The organism is Paenibacillus sp. FSL H3-0286 (genome assembly GCF_045040705.1).
Taxonomy (GTDB): domain Bacteria; phylum Bacillota; class Bacilli; order Paenibacillales; family Paenibacillaceae; genus Paenibacillus_AQ; species Paenibacillus_AQ odorifer.
The window spans coordinates 152,333-168,599 of the sequence record NZ_CP150285.1 but is presented as its reverse complement, the minus strand read 5'-3'; the positions used below and the strand labels follow the sequence as shown (position 1 = coordinate 168,599).

Here is a 16,267-nt window from a genome sequence, read left to right as displayed (position 1 = left end):
CATTAGCGTTACGCAAGACATATAAAAAGGGCTCCGTTTCTACGAAATACTACATGATCGATTTAGATGTTCTCGGTAAATGGCGGAAGGCTGTCGCTCACACTTCCCTCGAAACTACATTCCTCATCTATGCGCCGAGCATAACGACTGACCATAGAAACGGAAACATTGTAACGCTGGGCTACTTCACGGTAGGTGACCGGCAGGTTATGCGTTTTAGCGATTAGATATTCTAAGGCAGCACACCAGCCATTCGCATGACGGATAAACGGAACATCCGGATAAAGGCTGCTCAGAAATTGCTTCCACAGTAATTCAGCATCTTTTTTGTGGATTGCATCATATCTTCGATCCATCATACTAAGGGTCTGGTCGATAACTTTCTGCCAATCCTCTCTCCATTCCGGCAGTCCCTTCAAACGCGGGGAAGAGGTTTCTTTGACTTCCTGAAGCACATTCTCTTCAGGAACACTTCCAATCAGCCGCTGCAGACTAAGAAGTGCCGCTTCTTGCAGCTTTTCTTCCTGCAAGGGCTGCTGCTTTAGAAGTCCTTGCAGAATTTCGGACATCTCTTCATCTTCGATCCACCGCAGAGCTTCTGTAACCTGAAGCTTCGTATTGGCATCCCCGTAGCGGAGCGCCCAGAAGAAGGAAGAGCGAAGCAGCGGATTGTTCCGCACCTCTTCGGTAAAGCTGCCCTTGTTGTCCTTCCACAGCTTCAGCTGCTCCTGAAAAGGAAGCTGATAGTTGTAGCTGACCAGCGACAGCGTTTTACCTTCCCCCTGCGCCTGCTGCAGCTGAGCCAGAAAAAATCTCGGCACAGCCGATTCCGGATCGAGCTTAGCCGCCTTCTGCCAGCAGCGTTGGGCTTCTGTATACAGGCCACTATTGCTGGCAGCTGCCGCACAGTAATGATAGAGACTGGCGTCGCCACCGACCTCTTCATCCTTCAACAGACGTCTAAAATGGCCATAGGCGGTTCTATGGCGTCCCAGAATCCCCATGGTGGTGGCCATTTTGAACAGATGCTCCTGATGAAACGGAATGGTGGTCTCCAGAAGGCGTAACAATCCATCCAGTTGCCCGCGGTCACCTTCATACTGAAGGAAGATCGCTAAGTTACAGAGTGCATGCAAATTCCCGGAATCCAGCTCCAGCACCCGCATAATACATTCCTTAGCTTTGGTAAAACGACCCATGTAAAAATACGCTAGGGCTAGGTTGTTATGTGCCGCCAGGAAGTCAGGCGTATTGCTCACAATCTCTTCAAGCAAAGTGACGGCTTGTGTAAACTTGCCCTCCTCCAACAGTGCTCGGGCTCGCTCATGCTCTATTACACCTTCCCGGCTTCTAATCCGGATAAGTGGAGCAGGACGGTCCAGCTCATATTGCAGCAGCTCCATCAATTCTTCCGATTCGGCCAGAAATTCACCGTTCACATCTTCTTCGAGATAAGTGACGAGTGAGCGTTCTGCCTCCTCATAGCTTTCCATATTGGCGAAGTTGTTAGCCATATAGAAATAACATTCCGTCATTGCCGGATCAATATTCTCCAGTACATGGGTTAAAATGTCGTTGGACGCTTCATAATTGCCCATTTCTGATAATACGCCAGCCACGTTGCAATGATTGACCGGATTCTCCGGCTCGTACTCTACAGCTTTGCGAAAATTCTTTAATGCCTTATCATATTGAAAGCGATCCAAGGACCGAACGGCTCTTTCAAAGAAAAAATTGGCATTCAGAGTTACAGGAATCACATTATCATTCCCCAGTTCATACTCTGAAGTTCTCTCAATCATGGAAGCAAGGCACCTCCCTTATAAGAAGCTTCCTTATACTAACGAAAAATAGGAGGGCGGCGCCCTATGGGGTATGCCGGAGCTCCATCCTTAATCGCTATTCCGTTCCCTTATTGGGCGCGGGTATCTCCACACAGTATACCACATGTGACAGTGAGAATCTCAAGTTGAGAAAGACTCTACCACTCTGCTTACAACATCTTTTTTGACAAAAAATAAAAAAGACGGGGAATTAAATTCCCGCGTCTCTAAATAGCTTATCGATCGAACCACCCTCGAGGATGATGTGTGTGGCCTGGGCAAGCATCGGTGCAACAGATAATACTGTAAACCGACTTGAATGGTCATCAGGCAGTGCAATAGAATCTGTCGTAACCACTTCCTGAATAGAAGGATGGTCAAGCCGCTGTAGCGCGGGCCCTGAGAATAATCCGTGTGTCGCGCAGACAATACTGTCCTTCGCACCTCTCTCCTTCAGGCCTTCTACCACATTCACAATGGTCGTCCCAGTATCGATCAGATCCTCAATAATGATAGGTGTCCGTCCCTCGACATCACCAATGACATGAGTGATTACCGATTCATTATGGGCTGGGCGCTTCTTGATCATAATGGCAAAAGGTGAATCCAGCTTATTCGCCAGCTTCTCAGCCATAGACGCACGCCCTGCATCCGGGGAAACAATGACCAGATCAGACATTGCCTTGGCTTTCAAATGGCTGCTGATCAAATCGAGTGCAGTCAGATGATCGACCGGAATGTTGAAAAAGCCTTGAATCGCCGCTGCGTGCAAATCGATGGTGATTACGCGGGTTGCTCCAGCGGTCGTCAGCACATCAGCCACCATCTTAGCCGAGATCGGCTCACGGGGTGCGGACTTCCGCTCCTGCCGAGCATATCCATAATACGGCACAATAATGTTCACTGTACGAGCTGAAGCCCGTTTGGCAGCATCTATCATCACCAGCAGCTCCACGAACATCTCATTAATGGGATGCGAAAGGGATTGCACCAAAAATACGTCGCAGTTCCGGATGCTTTCTTCGTAATGCACGTAAATCTCGCCGCTCATGAAGCGGGTCAGCTTTATCTGCCCCAATTCAACACCAAGTCGCTCCGCAATATCAGCCGCTAACTTTGGATTCGACGAACCGGAAAAAATACGTAATTGTTGATGATGCATAATACCCTCCTGCGGATTATAAATTATTATAGTTTGAACTGAACAGTGGTACGGCGGCGTCCCTCAAATACAGCCAGCTCACGAAAACCAGTGTGCCAAAGCATACTACGCGCCTCTTGCAGCCCGTCCCCCAGCTTGGCAGGATCATGTGCATCGGAGCCTAATGTCAGCGGTATGCCGAGCTTTAGGGCCTCCTGTAGCAGATGCTCGGCCGGGAACATCTCAGCGCAAGGCTTCGTAAGTCCGGATGCATTCAGCTCCATGGCGATTCCGCTATCCGCTATAACCTTTAAGGTCTCTAGCTCCAGCGCCCTTACCTCAGCCGTGCCCTCCGGTGTTTGTGGGCCATAACCGAACCGTTTAATAACATCCATATGTCCTATAATATCATATAATCCCGATAACGCCGACTTCTTTACCGCATCGTAATAAAGACGATATACCTCTAGCGCATCTTTGCCTTCCCAACCATGAACCTGGCGGTGATCCGTAATATCCCACTCCCCAAGAAAATGTACAGAACCTATAAGATAATCCCATGGATACGGCGACAAAATCTCGCGAATTTGCTCTTCATAGCCTTCGATATAATCGGCTTCCAGCCCCACCCGCAGATCTATGACTCCACGGTAACGCTCCTTTAAGGTTAGACATTCCTCCACATAACGAGGCAGCTCAGCCATTGGCATAGCCATTTCTGGATAATAGCTGGCGGGATCTACGTGGATGAGCGGCAAGTGGTCGGATAATCCCAGCTGCTGAAGTCCAAGCTCTATCCCGCGCTGTACATACTCCTCAAGCTTACCCACGGCATGGCCACAGCGTTCATGATGCGTGTGGTAATCAATATGCATCACTCAGTCCTCCCTTAGTACTGATCCCGGCGTGGGCGTTCGTGACGGGTACTCAACTCTTCCATAATCTCATCCAGTGGAAGCTTGCGCTCTTGCAGCAATACCAACAGATGATAGATCAGATCACTGACCTCAAGGCGCAGCTCGGCGTTATCTTTATTTTTGGCGGCAATTATGGTCTCGGAAGCTTCCTCGCCTACCTTTTTGAGGATCTTATCCACGCCTTTATCAAACAGATAAGTGGTATACGCGCCTTCCGGGCGTTCCACTTCCCGTTCAGCAATCACACGCTCCAGCTCACCAAGAACAGCAAAACGCTCACCATCCGTCAGACTAGACACTGATTTCGAAGCATCCGTTGTTGGGTTATTCAAAGGAATCTCACGGAAAAAGCATGACGTAGCTCCAGTATGGCAAGCTGGTCCTTCAGGAACAACCTTCACGAGTAGTGTGTCGCTATCACAATCATAGGATATGGAGGTAATAGCTTGTGTGTTGCCTGAGGTTCCGCCTTTATGCCAAAGTTCGCTGCGCGAGCGGCTCCAAAACCAAGTCTGGCCACTCTCCAGTGAGAGCTGTAACGATTCGGAGTTCATATAAGCAACCATCAGTACCTCTAAACTGCTAGCATCCTGAACAACGGCAGGCACCAGACCCGCTTCATTCCAGAGAATGCCTGCCAGAGCTTCTTTTTGGCTTAATGTGGTATTGTTTTGTGTTTCGCTCATCGGATTTCTACCCCTTTTTGCTTCAAATCTGCCTTTAAATCATTAATTGCAATCTCTTTATAGTGAAAAATGGTCGCCGCAAGTCCCGCATCGGCTTTCCCTTCCGTAAATACATCGTAAAAATGCTCCTTCTTCCCAGCGCCGCCAGAAGCAATCACAGGAATACTGAGCAAATCGCATACTGCCGAGGTTAGCTTCAGGTCGAAGCCGTCTTTTGTGCCATCTGCATCCATGCTAGTGAGCAAAATCTCACCTGCGCCCAGCTTCTCAGCTTCTTTAGCCCAAGCCAGAGCACGGATGCCGGTGGGCTTACGCCCGCCATGAGTGTACACTTCCCATTCACCAAAAGCCTCATTATATTTAGCATCTATCGCTACTACAATACACTGGGAGCCAAATCGGCGAGCACCGTCCAAAATTAACTGAGGATTAGTGATGGCTGCCGTATTAATGCCGATTTTGTCTGCGCCTGCACGAAGAATCCTTTTCATATCATCAGTTGTAGAGATCCCTCCACCCACTGTAAAAGGAATGGCAATCTCACCAGCGGTCTGCCGCACAACCTCGATCATCGTTGCTCTACCTTCTACGGAAGCCGATATATCGAGAAACACAAGCTCATCTGCGCCCTCGCGGTCATACAGCGCCGCTAGCTCTACCGGATCTCCAGCATCACGCAGATTCACAAAGTTAACGCCTTTGACTACCCGTCCATCCTTAACGTCAAGACAGGGGATGATACGTTTTGCTAACATTATGAAATCCCCCTTTCTTTAAAAAGCGTTTCAAGCACCTAAAGTGTGTCCGTCCCCCTAAAGCCCTCTTAGCCCAGGGGGAGCCCAAAGGCCCCTGCCCTTTGGAAACCTCGATTGAAGGCATGGCGGATCATAGTCCATCCGGCTGAACCATAGCCCACACGGCTGAACATGTGCTATGATCGCTAACCCCTTCGTAGCCGCTTCCTTGACCCATAACACCTTCATGTTCCGCGGTTTTGGCCCTTATGTGGTCGGAAGGGCTCACGCCACCTGCAAGCCCACGAGTATTTAGTTGCACAACGTGCAGTTATTTTATCAACCTTTTTGCAAGCTACTCTTTTAACTGCATTTCGTACAACTAAATCTGGGGATAAGCTTATAAAGCAACTCATCTCTGAGTTATAGCTGCACGAAATACAACTAAATTAGCTAATCAGCTCTAAATGTGAAAAATAGCTGTATAAAGTACACTTAAATCATCATCCGAGGAAAAATACCCTTCCCGCCGCCTCATTACGCCTATTGTAGCAGATTGTGCAGCGGGTTTTAGCTAGCGGGTAACCTCCATTTTCACAGGTATTAAAATTTCACCGGATCCCTCGTTGAAACAGCGCTCAAATCGTTACGCCATTCGTAATGAGATGAGATTTTTGCAAAGTGAAAACACATTAGCTAGTTGGGTTTGTTGCTTTATTGGCCAGCTGGTTTGTTTTAGCTCTTTTGTTGGTTTGTTGCTTTGTTATTAAGCCCTTTTGCTGGTTTGCTGGTTTGTTCGTTTAACTTTTGCTAGTTTGCTTCTCTGGGCGTTCATTTAATTATCATTAGTTACTCATTTACTGTCACGTCTATTTCTTTAACCCACTGCTCATTTACTAGTTCATCTATTGTCTTTTTGTTCATTCGCTCGTTTATTAATTAGTTTGGTGATTTAGTGATTTGTGTTCACTACGTTACTGTTAAGTCTATTTCTTTAACCCACTGTTGGTTCTGTCTGTTTCATTGATCCACTATTCCTTGGCTAGCTCATGTCGTCTTTTTGTTCATCCGCTCATCAATTAGCGCGCTCGCCCAACGCTATTTCTGCCCAAGCGCTCGCAAAGCTCCAGAAAGATCAATATTGCCCGTATATAACGCCTTGCCAACAATAGCTCCGCCTACACCGCTGCCGCTGTGCACGTTCAGACGCAACAGATCATCAAGACTGGTGACTCCGCCGGACGCGATCACAGTTTTACCGCTGGCCTGCGCCATGGACAGGATACCGTCCACGTTCGGTCCCTGCATCATCCCGTCGCGGGAGATGTCGGTGTAAATGAATGTCTCGGCTCCTTTTGCCGCCAATTCCTTGGCAAGAGCTTCAGCACGTACTTCAGAGGTGTTCAGCCAGCCGTGTGTCGCAACATAACCGTTACGTGCATCAATGCCGATCGCGACTTTATCGCCGTATTTTGCCAGTACCTCTTCGGTAAAAGCATGATCATTAATCGCAGCAGTACCGATAATGACGCGGCTAACGCCAAGTCCGAGCAATTTCTCTACGTCCGCAAGATTGCGAAGACCACCGCCCACCTGCACAGGAACGTTAGCATTAGCAGCAATAGCACCGATAATCGCATCGTTCACAGGATGACCCGCTTTCGCACCATCTAAGTCCACCAAATGAATGAACTTTCCACCTTGCTCTTCCCATGATTTTGCCACCTTTAGTGGACTATCATTGTATATCGTTTCCTGATTGTAATCCCCCTGCTGCAGCCTGACGCATTTTCCATCCCGAATATCAATCGCCGGATATACAATAAAAGAAGACATTTGGCGCTCCCCACTTTCGTTCCGTTATATTTATAGCGTGGCTTACGCCCGCTCTCTCTTAATCTTCAAAAAATTACCCAACAGCTTGATTCCCAGCTCTCCGCTTTTTTCCGGATGGAACTGCATACCGAACACATTATCTTGCCCGACAATAGCCGTGACTGGGTAACCATAATCCGTGACAGCCAGCAGATCACTCTCTTTTGCTACAAGCGCGTGATAAGAGTGGACAAAATACACATGCCCCTCCTCAAGGCCAACAAAAAGCGGATTCTCCGGCTGTCTAAAGCTGAGCTTGTTCCACCCCATATGCGGCACCTTATAGCCATCTCTAGGAGCGAACCGCACCACTGAACCCGAGAGAATATCTAGCCCCTCATGGCTGCCATGCTCTTCACCGGTGCTAAACAACAGCTGCATGCCAAGACAGATCCCAAGCAGAGGCTGCTCTCCAGCGGCTACCTGTTTGACGACAAGATCCAAACCATTCTCCCGCAAATGCCCCATCGCATCGCCAAATGCACCGACACCTGGCAGAATGACACTATCAGCAGCGAGAATTTGCTCGGCATCACCCGTCACTACACACTCATAACCGAGACGTTCTACCGCCTTACTCACACTGTGCAGGTTGCCCATGCCATAATCGACGATTGCAACAGTCATCCTACAGCACTCCCTTCGTAGAAGGCACACCCTTCACACGGGGATCAATCAAAGTTGCCTCATCCAGCGCCCGTCCAAGCGCTTTGAATACAGCCTCAATCATGTGATGAGTGTTAGAACCGTAGTGTACGATAACATGTAACGTAATCCGTGCTTCGAGCGCAAACTTCCACAGGAACTCCTGAACAAGCTCCGTCGAAAAGCTGCCCACCTGCTGTGAAGGATAGGTTGCACGATATTCAAAGTGCGGGCGATTGCTGATATCGATCACAACCTGCGCCAACGCCTCATCCATCGGTACAAAAACACTCGCATAACGTTTGATTCCTTTTTTATCACCCAGTGCTTCGTGCAGTGCCTGCCCTAGGCAGATCCCAATGTCTTCAACCGTGTGGTGGTCATCAATCTCGATGTCTCCACGCGCCTGTACAGACAGGTCAAACTGGCCGTGCTTCGTGAACAGATCCAACATATGATTCAGAAAAGGAACATCCGTCTCCAGCTCTGAAACTCCACTTCCATCTACATTAAGAGACAACTTTATATCCGTCTCGTTTGTTTTACGGCTTAATCCAGCTTGGCGCAGGGCTTGTTCATTATTGTTCTCCATATCCGTCTCCACCTTTTCCTTCGTTCTTGATTCGAATCTCAATGGCTCGTGCGTGGCCTTCTAAGCCTTCGCGACGTGCCAGCTCTATAATGGTCTTCCCATCACGCAAGAGTGCTTCCTTACTGTAATAGATCAGACTTGATTTTTTAATAAAATCATCCACATCCACTGGTGACGAGAAACGTGCGGTCCCATTGGTTGGGATAATATGATTTGGCCCGGCAAAATAATCACCCACGGGCTCGGAGCTATACGCTCCCAGGAAGATGGCTCCAGCATTCTCAATGCTGCCTACGAGGCCCATAGGATCTTCGACAACAATCTCCAGATGCTCTGGTGCCAGTCTATTCACTACGGAGATCCCTTCCTCCATAGATTCCACAACAATGATCGCGCCGTAATTCTCTACCGAAGAACGGGCGATCGCCTGACGCGGCAGCTCTTGCAGCTGACGCTCCACTTCGGCCGCCACGTTATCCGCCAGGCTCTGCGATGGCGTGACCAGAATCGCCGAGGCCATCTCGTCATGCTCGGCCTGCGAGAGCAGATCCGCTGCGACATAAGCCGGCTCAGCGGTCTCATCTGCCAGCACGACAATTTCGCTTGGACCCGCGATACTGTCGATATCCACGGCGCCATATACCTCGCGTTTAGCCAGCGCAACGTATATGTTGCCAGGCCCACATATTTTATCTACCGGCGCTATGCTCTCCGTACCAAAAGCCAAAGCAGCTACCGCCTGTGCTCCGCCCACACGGTAGATTTCATTCACACCTGCTTCTGCGGCAGCAACCAGGATATAAGGGTCAATCCCTTCCTTGCCGCCGGTGGATGGCGGAGTCACCATGACGATCTCCGGCACACCCGCGATCTGTGCTGGGATCACGTTCATCAGCACCGAGGAGGGATAAGCTGCTTTGCCACCAGGTACATATACCCCTACCCGCTTCAGCGGACGAATAATCTGCCCCAGAATCGTGCCATCCGGCTGCAAATCCATCCATGAATTCCGTTTCTGTCTGGCATGGAACGCCCGGATATTGGCTGCAGCTGCTTGAATAGCAGATACGAAAGATTGCTCTACTCGGCCATACGCTGCCTGAAGCTCTTCCGGCGTTACCCGCAGTTGATTCGGCGTAAGTGCAACCCGGTCAAATTGCTCCGTATAGCGAAGAAGCGCTGTGTCTCCTTCTTTTTTAATGGCGGCCACAATTTCCTTTACCGCCTGATTTTGCTCTGGCGTACCATACTCCACTTCCCGCTCTAGCTTAAAGTCCTTGCTCGACACAACCTTCATCGCTGGTTCCTCCCTTTACCCCTAACATCTGTTGCCGCCTACCGCAAATTAGGTTGCCCTATAACTGCCTGTAGTCGGTCACACAGTTGCTGTATCTCTTCATTTTTCATCCGATAGCTCACACGATTTGCCACCAGGCGGCTTGTAATTTCGAATATACTCTTCATTTCGATTAATCCGTTGTCCCGCAGCGTTTGCCCGGTCTCTACCATATCCACAATACGATCGGCCAGACCAATCAGTGGTGCAAGCTCGATGGATCCATTTAGCTTCACTACCTCGACCTGTTGCCCCTGCTCCCTAAAATACCTTGAAGCTACATTCGGATATTTCGTCGCTACACGCTGCTGAATTCCCGGCTGCCAGTTCGGCAATCCGATGATCGACATCCGGCAGCGGGCAATGCCAAGATCAAGCAGCTCGTATACATCACGATCTTCCTCCAGCAAAACATCCTTGCCCACGATCCCAATATCCGCCACGCCATATTCTACATATGTAGGTACATCTACTGGTTTCGCCAATATAAACTCCATCCCTGCCTCAGGCAGCGGAATAACAAGCTTGCGTGATGCCTCACCGTCCGGTGGAATCGGAAGACCTGCCTGGCGGAACAGCTCAGCAGCCTTTTCGTAAATCCGGCCTTTTGGCATAGCCACCTTCAATATCTGTGCCATTGTTAAGTTGCCTCCTTTTCCATCTCCATGCAAAATTTATGTTAATCGCTTTTTGTACTAACGATATCCTCAGCCATGCTCACTTACAAAAGATACGAATGTATAGATCTCACCGTACCGTACACCCTCTGCTTCAACCGTGTCCGTATCCAAACGCTTCACCGTTTCAAGCTCTTCTGGACCTGCAGCAAGTCTAGTAACGACTGCATGACCCTCTGACCGCAGGCGTGTTGCCTCTTCCAAGCCTTCTTTTCTGCGAATCGCATCATATTGGATCAAAATAGGCAGCTCTTCCTCTTCGACCACTCCAGTTACACCATCCAGGATGCGATTCGTTTTTAAGGAAAATCCTGTGGATGGGATCGGACGCCCAAACTGTTGCAGCAGATTGTCGTATCTACCACCACTGCATACCGGAAATCCTAACTCCGCTGCATAACCTTCAAAAGTCATGCCTGTATAATAGGAAAAGTCCCCGATCATCGTCAGATCAATCAGTACATGCTGTGATACGCCGTAAGAGACCAGCACCTCCCACACCTTGCACAAATGATCAATCGAATGACGCGCGAGCGGATGATTGCTCAGCTCTAGCGCCTGTCCACAAATCTCCTTGCCTCCGCGCAGACGCAGCAGCCCATCCAGTTCGTTCTTCTGCGCTTCTGTAAGATCCAGCCGCTGTAAAGTCTCCCGGAAAGAAACATAGTCACGGCCCAGCAAATGACTTTTCAGCTCCTCTTGAGCCTCGGGCAGTTCAGGAAGTACCTCTTGAAATAACCCATTCAGAAAGCCTACATGCCCCATAGCGATCTTAAAAGACTTCACACCCGCGGCTTGCAGCGAAGAAATAGCAAGCGCCACTACCTCCGCATCGGCCTCAGGTGAATCATCACCTACCAGCTCTACACCTGTCTGGAAGAACTCCGCTTCCCGCCCCGCTTCTTCCTCAATGGCACGGAATACATTCGCGTGATATGACAGACGCAATGGCAGTGGCTCATCCTTCAATAGAGAGGCAACAACACGGGCAACCGGGGCAGTCATTTCTGATCGAAGCACCAAAGCCTGACCACGATTGTTAAGTAATTTATAGAGCTTCTGGTCCGACGTAGAGCTAGCCACGCCAACTGTATCGTAATATTCCAACGTTGGAGTCATCATTTGCTGATATCCCCAGCGACTCATGCAATGCAGTACATCATTCTCAATTTTGCGCAATTTCGTTACGGCATGGGGCAGATAGTCCCGAACGCCAGACGGCTTCTCAAATCCCTTTGGTTTGGACATCTTCATTGTTCACCTCGTCAGTTATCATTAGATACTGTTTATGTTTACTTTACTATGGTAAAGTGGTAGCAAATTAAAGTATTTTCAATATCGTATCATGTTCACTGCTTTTTCGTCAATCAAACCCTTAGTCGAGCGTTTGGCATTTTCTTTATTTTTGCCTCCCCGCTTATCGAATACTATAATGAGCTAATACGATTGTACTTCATAATTTTGTAATTGGTGTTCTAAAAATATACTTTCAACTAGAAAGAAGGGCTAACGCTTGACTAAATCCTATATGATTGGCGTTGATATTGGTACTACAAGTACAAAGGCAGTTCTCTTCGAGGAGAATGGAGCCATAGTTGCACAAGCGAATATGGGTTATCCCTTGCATCAACCCTCCCCTTCTATAGCGGAGCAGGACCCAGAGCAAATCCTACGTGCAGTGTTTCATACCCTCTCTAATGTCATGCGGCAAAGCGCCGTATCTCCAGATAAGATCCTATTCGTCTCCTTCAGTTCAGCCATGCACAGTGTCATTGCAATTGATCAGCTGGGTAAACCACTTACTGCCTGCATCACTTGGGCTGACAACCGTAGTGCCGGATCTGCACTTCGCCTGAAGAACGAGTTCAACGGACATGAGTTGTATTTGCGCACAGGAACGCCTATTCATCCTATGTCACCGATTACCAAGCTAATGTGGCTTCGGGAAGAGCAGCCTCAGTTGTTTCAACAAACCTATAAATTCATTTCTATAAAAGAATATATATTCGCTCGGCTGTTCGGCGAATACATCATCGATCATTCCATTGCCTCTTCTACAGGCATGCTCAACCTTGAACTTTTGGAGTGGGATAAAGAGGCCCTGGAGATAGCCCATATTTCACCAGATCAACTCTCACGGCTTGTTCCCACCACAGAGATCATGCAAGGCCTGCTTCCCGGTCTAGCAGAGGAGCTGTTACTGCTCCCGACTACACCTTTTGTCGTAGGAGCCAGTGATGGCGTCTTGTCCAACCTTGGCGTAGGCGCGATTAAACCCGGTGTAGTGGCCGCAACGATTGGAACAAGCGGAGCGATTCGCACCGTAGTGGATCACCCGCTTACCGACCCTAAAGGACGGACCTTCTGTTATAACTTAACCCCAAAACATTGGGTGATCGGAGGGCCCGTTAATAACGGCGGTATGCTGTTCCGCTGGGTACGGGATGAGTTCGCTGCTTCTGAAGTCGAAACCGCCAAACGTCTTGGCATTGACCCTTACGAGGTTCTAACGCGCATCGCGGAACAAGTTCCGGCAGGTAGCGGTGGTCTTCTATTCCATCCTTACTTAACTGGTGAACGGGCACCGCTGTGGAATCCTGATGCTCGTGGCTCCTTCTTCGGCCTTTCTATGAATCACCATAAGGAGCATATGATTCGCTCGGTACTAGAAGGCGTAATCTTCAATATGTATATGGTTCTGCTGGCTATGGAAGAGCAAATCGGGCGTCCTAGCAAAATTCTGGCTACAGGCGGCTTCGCCCGTTCCTCAGTCTGGCGGCAGATGATGTCTGATATTTTTGATCAAGAGGTCATCATTCCGGAGAGTATTGAAAGCTCCTGCCTCGGAGCAGTAGTGCTTGGTCTTTACGCAACGGGCCGCGTGGACTCCTTCGATGTTGTATTCGACATGATCGGTTCAACTTACCAGCATGATCCGATTGATGAACATACCAAAGTGTACAAGCAGCTGCTGCCGATTTATATTTCCGTCTACCGTAGTCTGGAAAGCCAGTATCAAGCTATTGCGGAGTTTCAGCGGGAACAAGCTGGAGAATAGACAAAAAATAAAAGCGCCGGTCAACCCGCATATACGGGAGACCGGCGCTTTTATATTACCTAGCAGTAGACTATGCGCTTATGGAGCCTGTTTTTGCTTTCTTTTGTGCGCCTGATCCGAAAATAATCCAAGACGCAGGCACATACCGGAAGACGAGAGCCACTGCCAGCCATGAAACCAGCAGCGCAACAAGCCATCCTCCTACAATCGCTGCGATGTACGCAAGAGAACCCCCGTGAAACGGTAATTTTCTATAGAAATACAGCAGCATAGGGTGCAATAAATAAATCCCGAAGGAGCATGCTCCTACGGATACCAAAAGTCTTGTCAGCAAGCTACGACCCGCTCCATAGAGCAAGAAGGAGATTTGCAACAGCACCACACAAGAGAGCAGCGCATGTAGATTAGAGAAACCCTCATACCATAAGCTGTTGATGACAGTTTTTTTCGTGTAATTATTAAACCATAGCTCAACATGAACAACCCCTGCTACAATCCATAACAACCACAACGTAATCCAAACCGGACCTTTACCGGCGCGCCAGCCTTCACGTGAAGGCACTAACCATTTTTTCAAAGAAGAGTAATACACTGCAATCCCAGCACCCAGCAGGAAATACGAGAAATAAGTGATCGCCAGACTCCCCTTGGATAACTGCCAATACCCGTGATTGGTCATGTATTTATTCAGCAACACAAAACCCCACTGTAGTAATAACCCGATCAGCGGCGCCCAAGCCGCCAGATGACGAACCTTTTGCAAACACCACAAAATGAGCGGAAATAACACGTAAAACTGAATAATGATAATAATATAATACAGATGCGTATATGCCGTTCCTGTCCATAAATACTTCCATAGCTTAGAAGCCATCTCCCCCGGAGGTAAGCCCCAAGTATTCCCGGCATTCATTTTTAACGCAAAATACAGCAGTGAAAATACTACATAAGGCACAATAATATAAAGCAGCCTTCTAGTGTAGAACTTTCCTAGCGTTTTGCCACCCAGCGGACGGTCAATATAGTTATAGAAGAGCACGAACCCACTCAAAAATATGAATGAAGGTACGGCGAACTGGCTGAATTTATTAATAAATAAGAACGGATGAAACATGTTTGTACCTAGTGTCTCCGCCAACGTTCGTGAAGTAGCATGAATAGCCAGCACTGCAAAAATAGCAATCGCCCGAAAAATATCCAGCTGCGGAATTCTTTCTTTTTGTCTCATAATCTTTCCTCCTGTTAAGCTCCGCATCGAAGTGATGCCTTTTTAATCAAATATTATGAAGGCTACTTCCCCACGTTTAAGCGTGTGCGTGTATCCGACCTTCTTCTAACGCTATTTCTCCTGCTGCACGAACCCCTTTGCCCGTTCCTCAGAGATATAACCTGACTTTTCCTGCGGACTGGATTCCAAAGAGCGAGGCACGCTTCCAAAAATAATCCATGAACCCGGAACTCGCCGGAAAGCAAACTGCACAATAAGCCAGCTCCCTCCCAGTGCGACCACAAGCCCTCCGTAGATGAATAAAACATATGTTAGCGACTCTAGGGGAATCTGATATCGGAACCTGCGATATACCGCTAACAATAGCGGATGAATCAAATATATCGCAAATGAGAGTTCACCCAAACGTGTTAAAAAAGCAACAATCCCGCGAGAGGCCTTACGATAGATCAGGAATGTAGCATACAACAGAACCAATGCTGATAACATCGTATGGACATTCCATAATAGCTCGTACCACAGCGAATCCGTCCACACCCCAAAATGGCGGGCCACATACCATAGCTGCACATGGATAAAGGCTGCAATTAACCACCCGCTCACTAACAGGGCAGTCCATCCTTTTTGCCTGGCAGTTAGCTCTCTCCATGGCTTCATCAGCCAAGTCTTCACCTTCTCAAAGTGAATTGCGATATAAGCACCCATCATATAATAAGCCAGATAAGAGATCGCGAGGCTCCCTTTTTCAACAATGTGCAGTTCGTATTTATTCCAGAAAATAAACCCCCACTGAAGTGCCAATCCGAGCGGAACCGCCCATTTAATTAAAAAGCGGGAACTCTGGAGTAGCTTAAGCAGTACTGGAAAAAGCAAATAAAACTGAATGCTGATAAATACAAAATACAAATGCGCATATGCGGAACCTGAGAATAACGCTCTAATAAAGCTGTACAGGTTGCCACCGAGGTTCTGGGTCAATCGTCCGTTCACATATAAGGTTAGTGCGTAATAGCCCATAGAGGCTAGCAGATAAGGTAATAAAATATACTTTAATCGACGACGGTAGAAATTAATAATCAAGCTGCGTGTCACAGGACGCCCATAATAATTATAAAACAATACAAAGCTGCTCAGAAAAATAAATGAGGGCGTACCGAATTTAAAGAAAATGTTGATCCAGTTCAGCCAGTAATAATAAGGGGAATGCAGTGCCTGCTCTCCAGCGGCAAAAGATGAGGAATGCACATGCAATACGCCTAAGATCGCTAATGCTCTGAAAATATCCAGCTGGGGCAGCCTTTCCTGTCTCGCAGTGTTCATATTATATTCCTCTTCTCTACTATGATGGTTGTTCATAGAGACGCTAAGCGGAATGTGGAAACTGAAAATACCAGGAAGCCTGCACCTGCTGATTTTACATTCTGATATTTGAAGCTGAATGCCTAGCGTGGGATTCGCCTTATCACTAACGCTAATTATATCGAATGTATCTGTTCTAAAAACTTAAGAAGAACTTAAAGTTTCCTTAATAATCTTCTCTAAGACGCAAGAAACC

14 protein-coding genes are annotated in these 16,267 nt (G+C 48.1%); 1 reads left to right on the top strand and 13 read right to left on the bottom strand.

Features of this window, described 5'->3' with window-relative positions:
* Positions 1 to 62: 62 nt before the first annotated feature.
* The 11 genes from MHB37_RS00825 to MHB37_RS00775 form a co-directional block, all read right to left on the bottom strand.
* Positions 63 to 1,802, bottom strand: coding sequence for a tetratricopeptide repeat protein (locus MHB37_RS00825; RefSeq protein ID WP_076186874.1), 1,740 nt, complete (start codon positions 1,800 to 1,802; stop codon positions 63 to 65).
* 232 nt (positions 1,803 to 2,034) lie between these two features.
* Entirely contained in the window at positions 2,035 to 2,985 is a 951-nt protein-coding gene (locus MHB37_RS00820; RefSeq protein WP_036687083.1) for a ribose-phosphate pyrophosphokinase, read from the bottom strand.
* A gap of 26 nt (positions 2,986 to 3,011) precedes the next feature.
* Positions 3,012 to 3,839, bottom strand: coding sequence for a histidinol-phosphatase HisJ (hisJ, locus tag MHB37_RS00815; RefSeq protein WP_076282606.1), 828 nt, complete (start codon positions 3,837 to 3,839; stop codon positions 3,012 to 3,014).
* A 14-nt stretch (positions 3,840 to 3,853) separates the two neighbouring features.
* Positions 3,854 to 4,567: a bifunctional phosphoribosyl-AMP cyclohydrolase/phosphoribosyl-ATP diphosphatase HisIE gene (hisIE, locus tag MHB37_RS00810; RefSeq protein WP_076307320.1), complete on the bottom strand. Its 714-nt coding sequence runs from the start codon at positions 4,565 to 4,567 to the stop codon at positions 3,854 to 3,856.
* Entirely contained in the window at positions 4,564 to 5,322 is a 759-nt protein-coding gene (hisF, locus tag MHB37_RS00805) for an imidazole glycerol phosphate synthase subunit HisF (RefSeq protein WP_036687077.1), read from the bottom strand. The genes hisIE and hisF overlap by 4 nt, the downstream gene beginning before the upstream one ends.
* 1,077 nt (positions 5,323 to 6,399) lie before the next feature.
* Positions 6,400 to 7,137 carry a 1-(5-phosphoribosyl)-5-[(5-phosphoribosylamino)methylideneamino]imidazole-4-carboxamide isomerase gene (gene hisA / locus MHB37_RS00800; RefSeq protein WP_076126839.1) on the bottom strand — a complete coding sequence of 246 codons (738 nt, stop codon included), beginning with the start codon at positions 7,135 to 7,137 and terminating at the stop codon, positions 6,400 to 6,402.
* A gap of 42 nt (positions 7,138 to 7,179) precedes the next feature.
* Positions 7,180 to 7,803, bottom strand: coding sequence for an imidazole glycerol phosphate synthase subunit HisH (gene hisH, locus MHB37_RS00795; RefSeq protein ID WP_076126837.1), 624 nt, complete (start codon positions 7,801 to 7,803; stop codon positions 7,180 to 7,182).
* Between the two features lies 1 nt (position 7,804).
* Positions 7,805 to 8,413: an imidazoleglycerol-phosphate dehydratase HisB gene (gene hisB, locus MHB37_RS00790; RefSeq protein WP_036687073.1), complete on the bottom strand. Its 609-nt coding sequence runs from the start codon at positions 8,411 to 8,413 to the stop codon at positions 7,805 to 7,807.
* Complete coding sequence (gene hisD / locus MHB37_RS00785) at positions 8,400 to 9,710, bottom strand: histidinol dehydrogenase (protein ID WP_076219569.1); 1,311 nt, start codon at positions 9,708 to 9,710, stop codon at positions 8,400 to 8,402. The genes hisB and hisD overlap by 14 nt, the downstream gene beginning before the upstream one ends.
* Positions 9,711 to 9,748: 38 nt before the next feature.
* Complete coding sequence (gene hisG, locus MHB37_RS00780; RefSeq protein WP_036687062.1) at positions 9,749 to 10,387, bottom strand: ATP phosphoribosyltransferase; 639 nt, start codon at positions 10,385 to 10,387, stop codon at positions 9,749 to 9,751.
* A 69-nt stretch (positions 10,388 to 10,456) separates the two neighbouring features.
* Positions 10,457 to 11,674, bottom strand: coding sequence for an ATP phosphoribosyltransferase regulatory subunit (locus MHB37_RS00775; RefSeq protein ID WP_341165147.1), 1,218 nt, complete (start codon positions 11,672 to 11,674; stop codon positions 10,457 to 10,459).
* A 280-nt stretch (positions 11,675 to 11,954) separates the two neighbouring features.
* On the opposite strand from MHB37_RS00775, the gene gntK reads away from it, so the two are divergent.
* Positions 11,955 to 13,484: a gluconokinase gene (gene gntK, locus MHB37_RS00770; protein ID WP_341165180.1), complete on the top strand. Its 1,530-nt coding sequence runs from the start codon at positions 11,955 to 11,957 to the stop codon at positions 13,482 to 13,484.
* 70 nt (positions 13,485 to 13,554) lie between these two features.
* Here the strand turns inward: gntK and MHB37_RS00765 are convergent, their stop codons facing one another.
* A complete protein-coding gene (locus MHB37_RS00765; protein ID WP_076126832.1) occupies positions 13,555 to 14,712 on the bottom strand; it encodes an acyltransferase in 1,158 nt (385 codons plus the stop codon).
* Between the two features lie 111 nt (positions 14,713 to 14,823).
* The gene (locus MHB37_RS00760; protein WP_076280350.1) at positions 14,824 to 16,032 is read right to left on the bottom strand and encodes an acyltransferase; all 1,209 of its coding nucleotides are present in this window, start codon (positions 16,030 to 16,032) and stop codon (positions 14,824 to 14,826) included.
* Positions 16,033 to 16,267 lie beyond the last annotated feature (235 nt).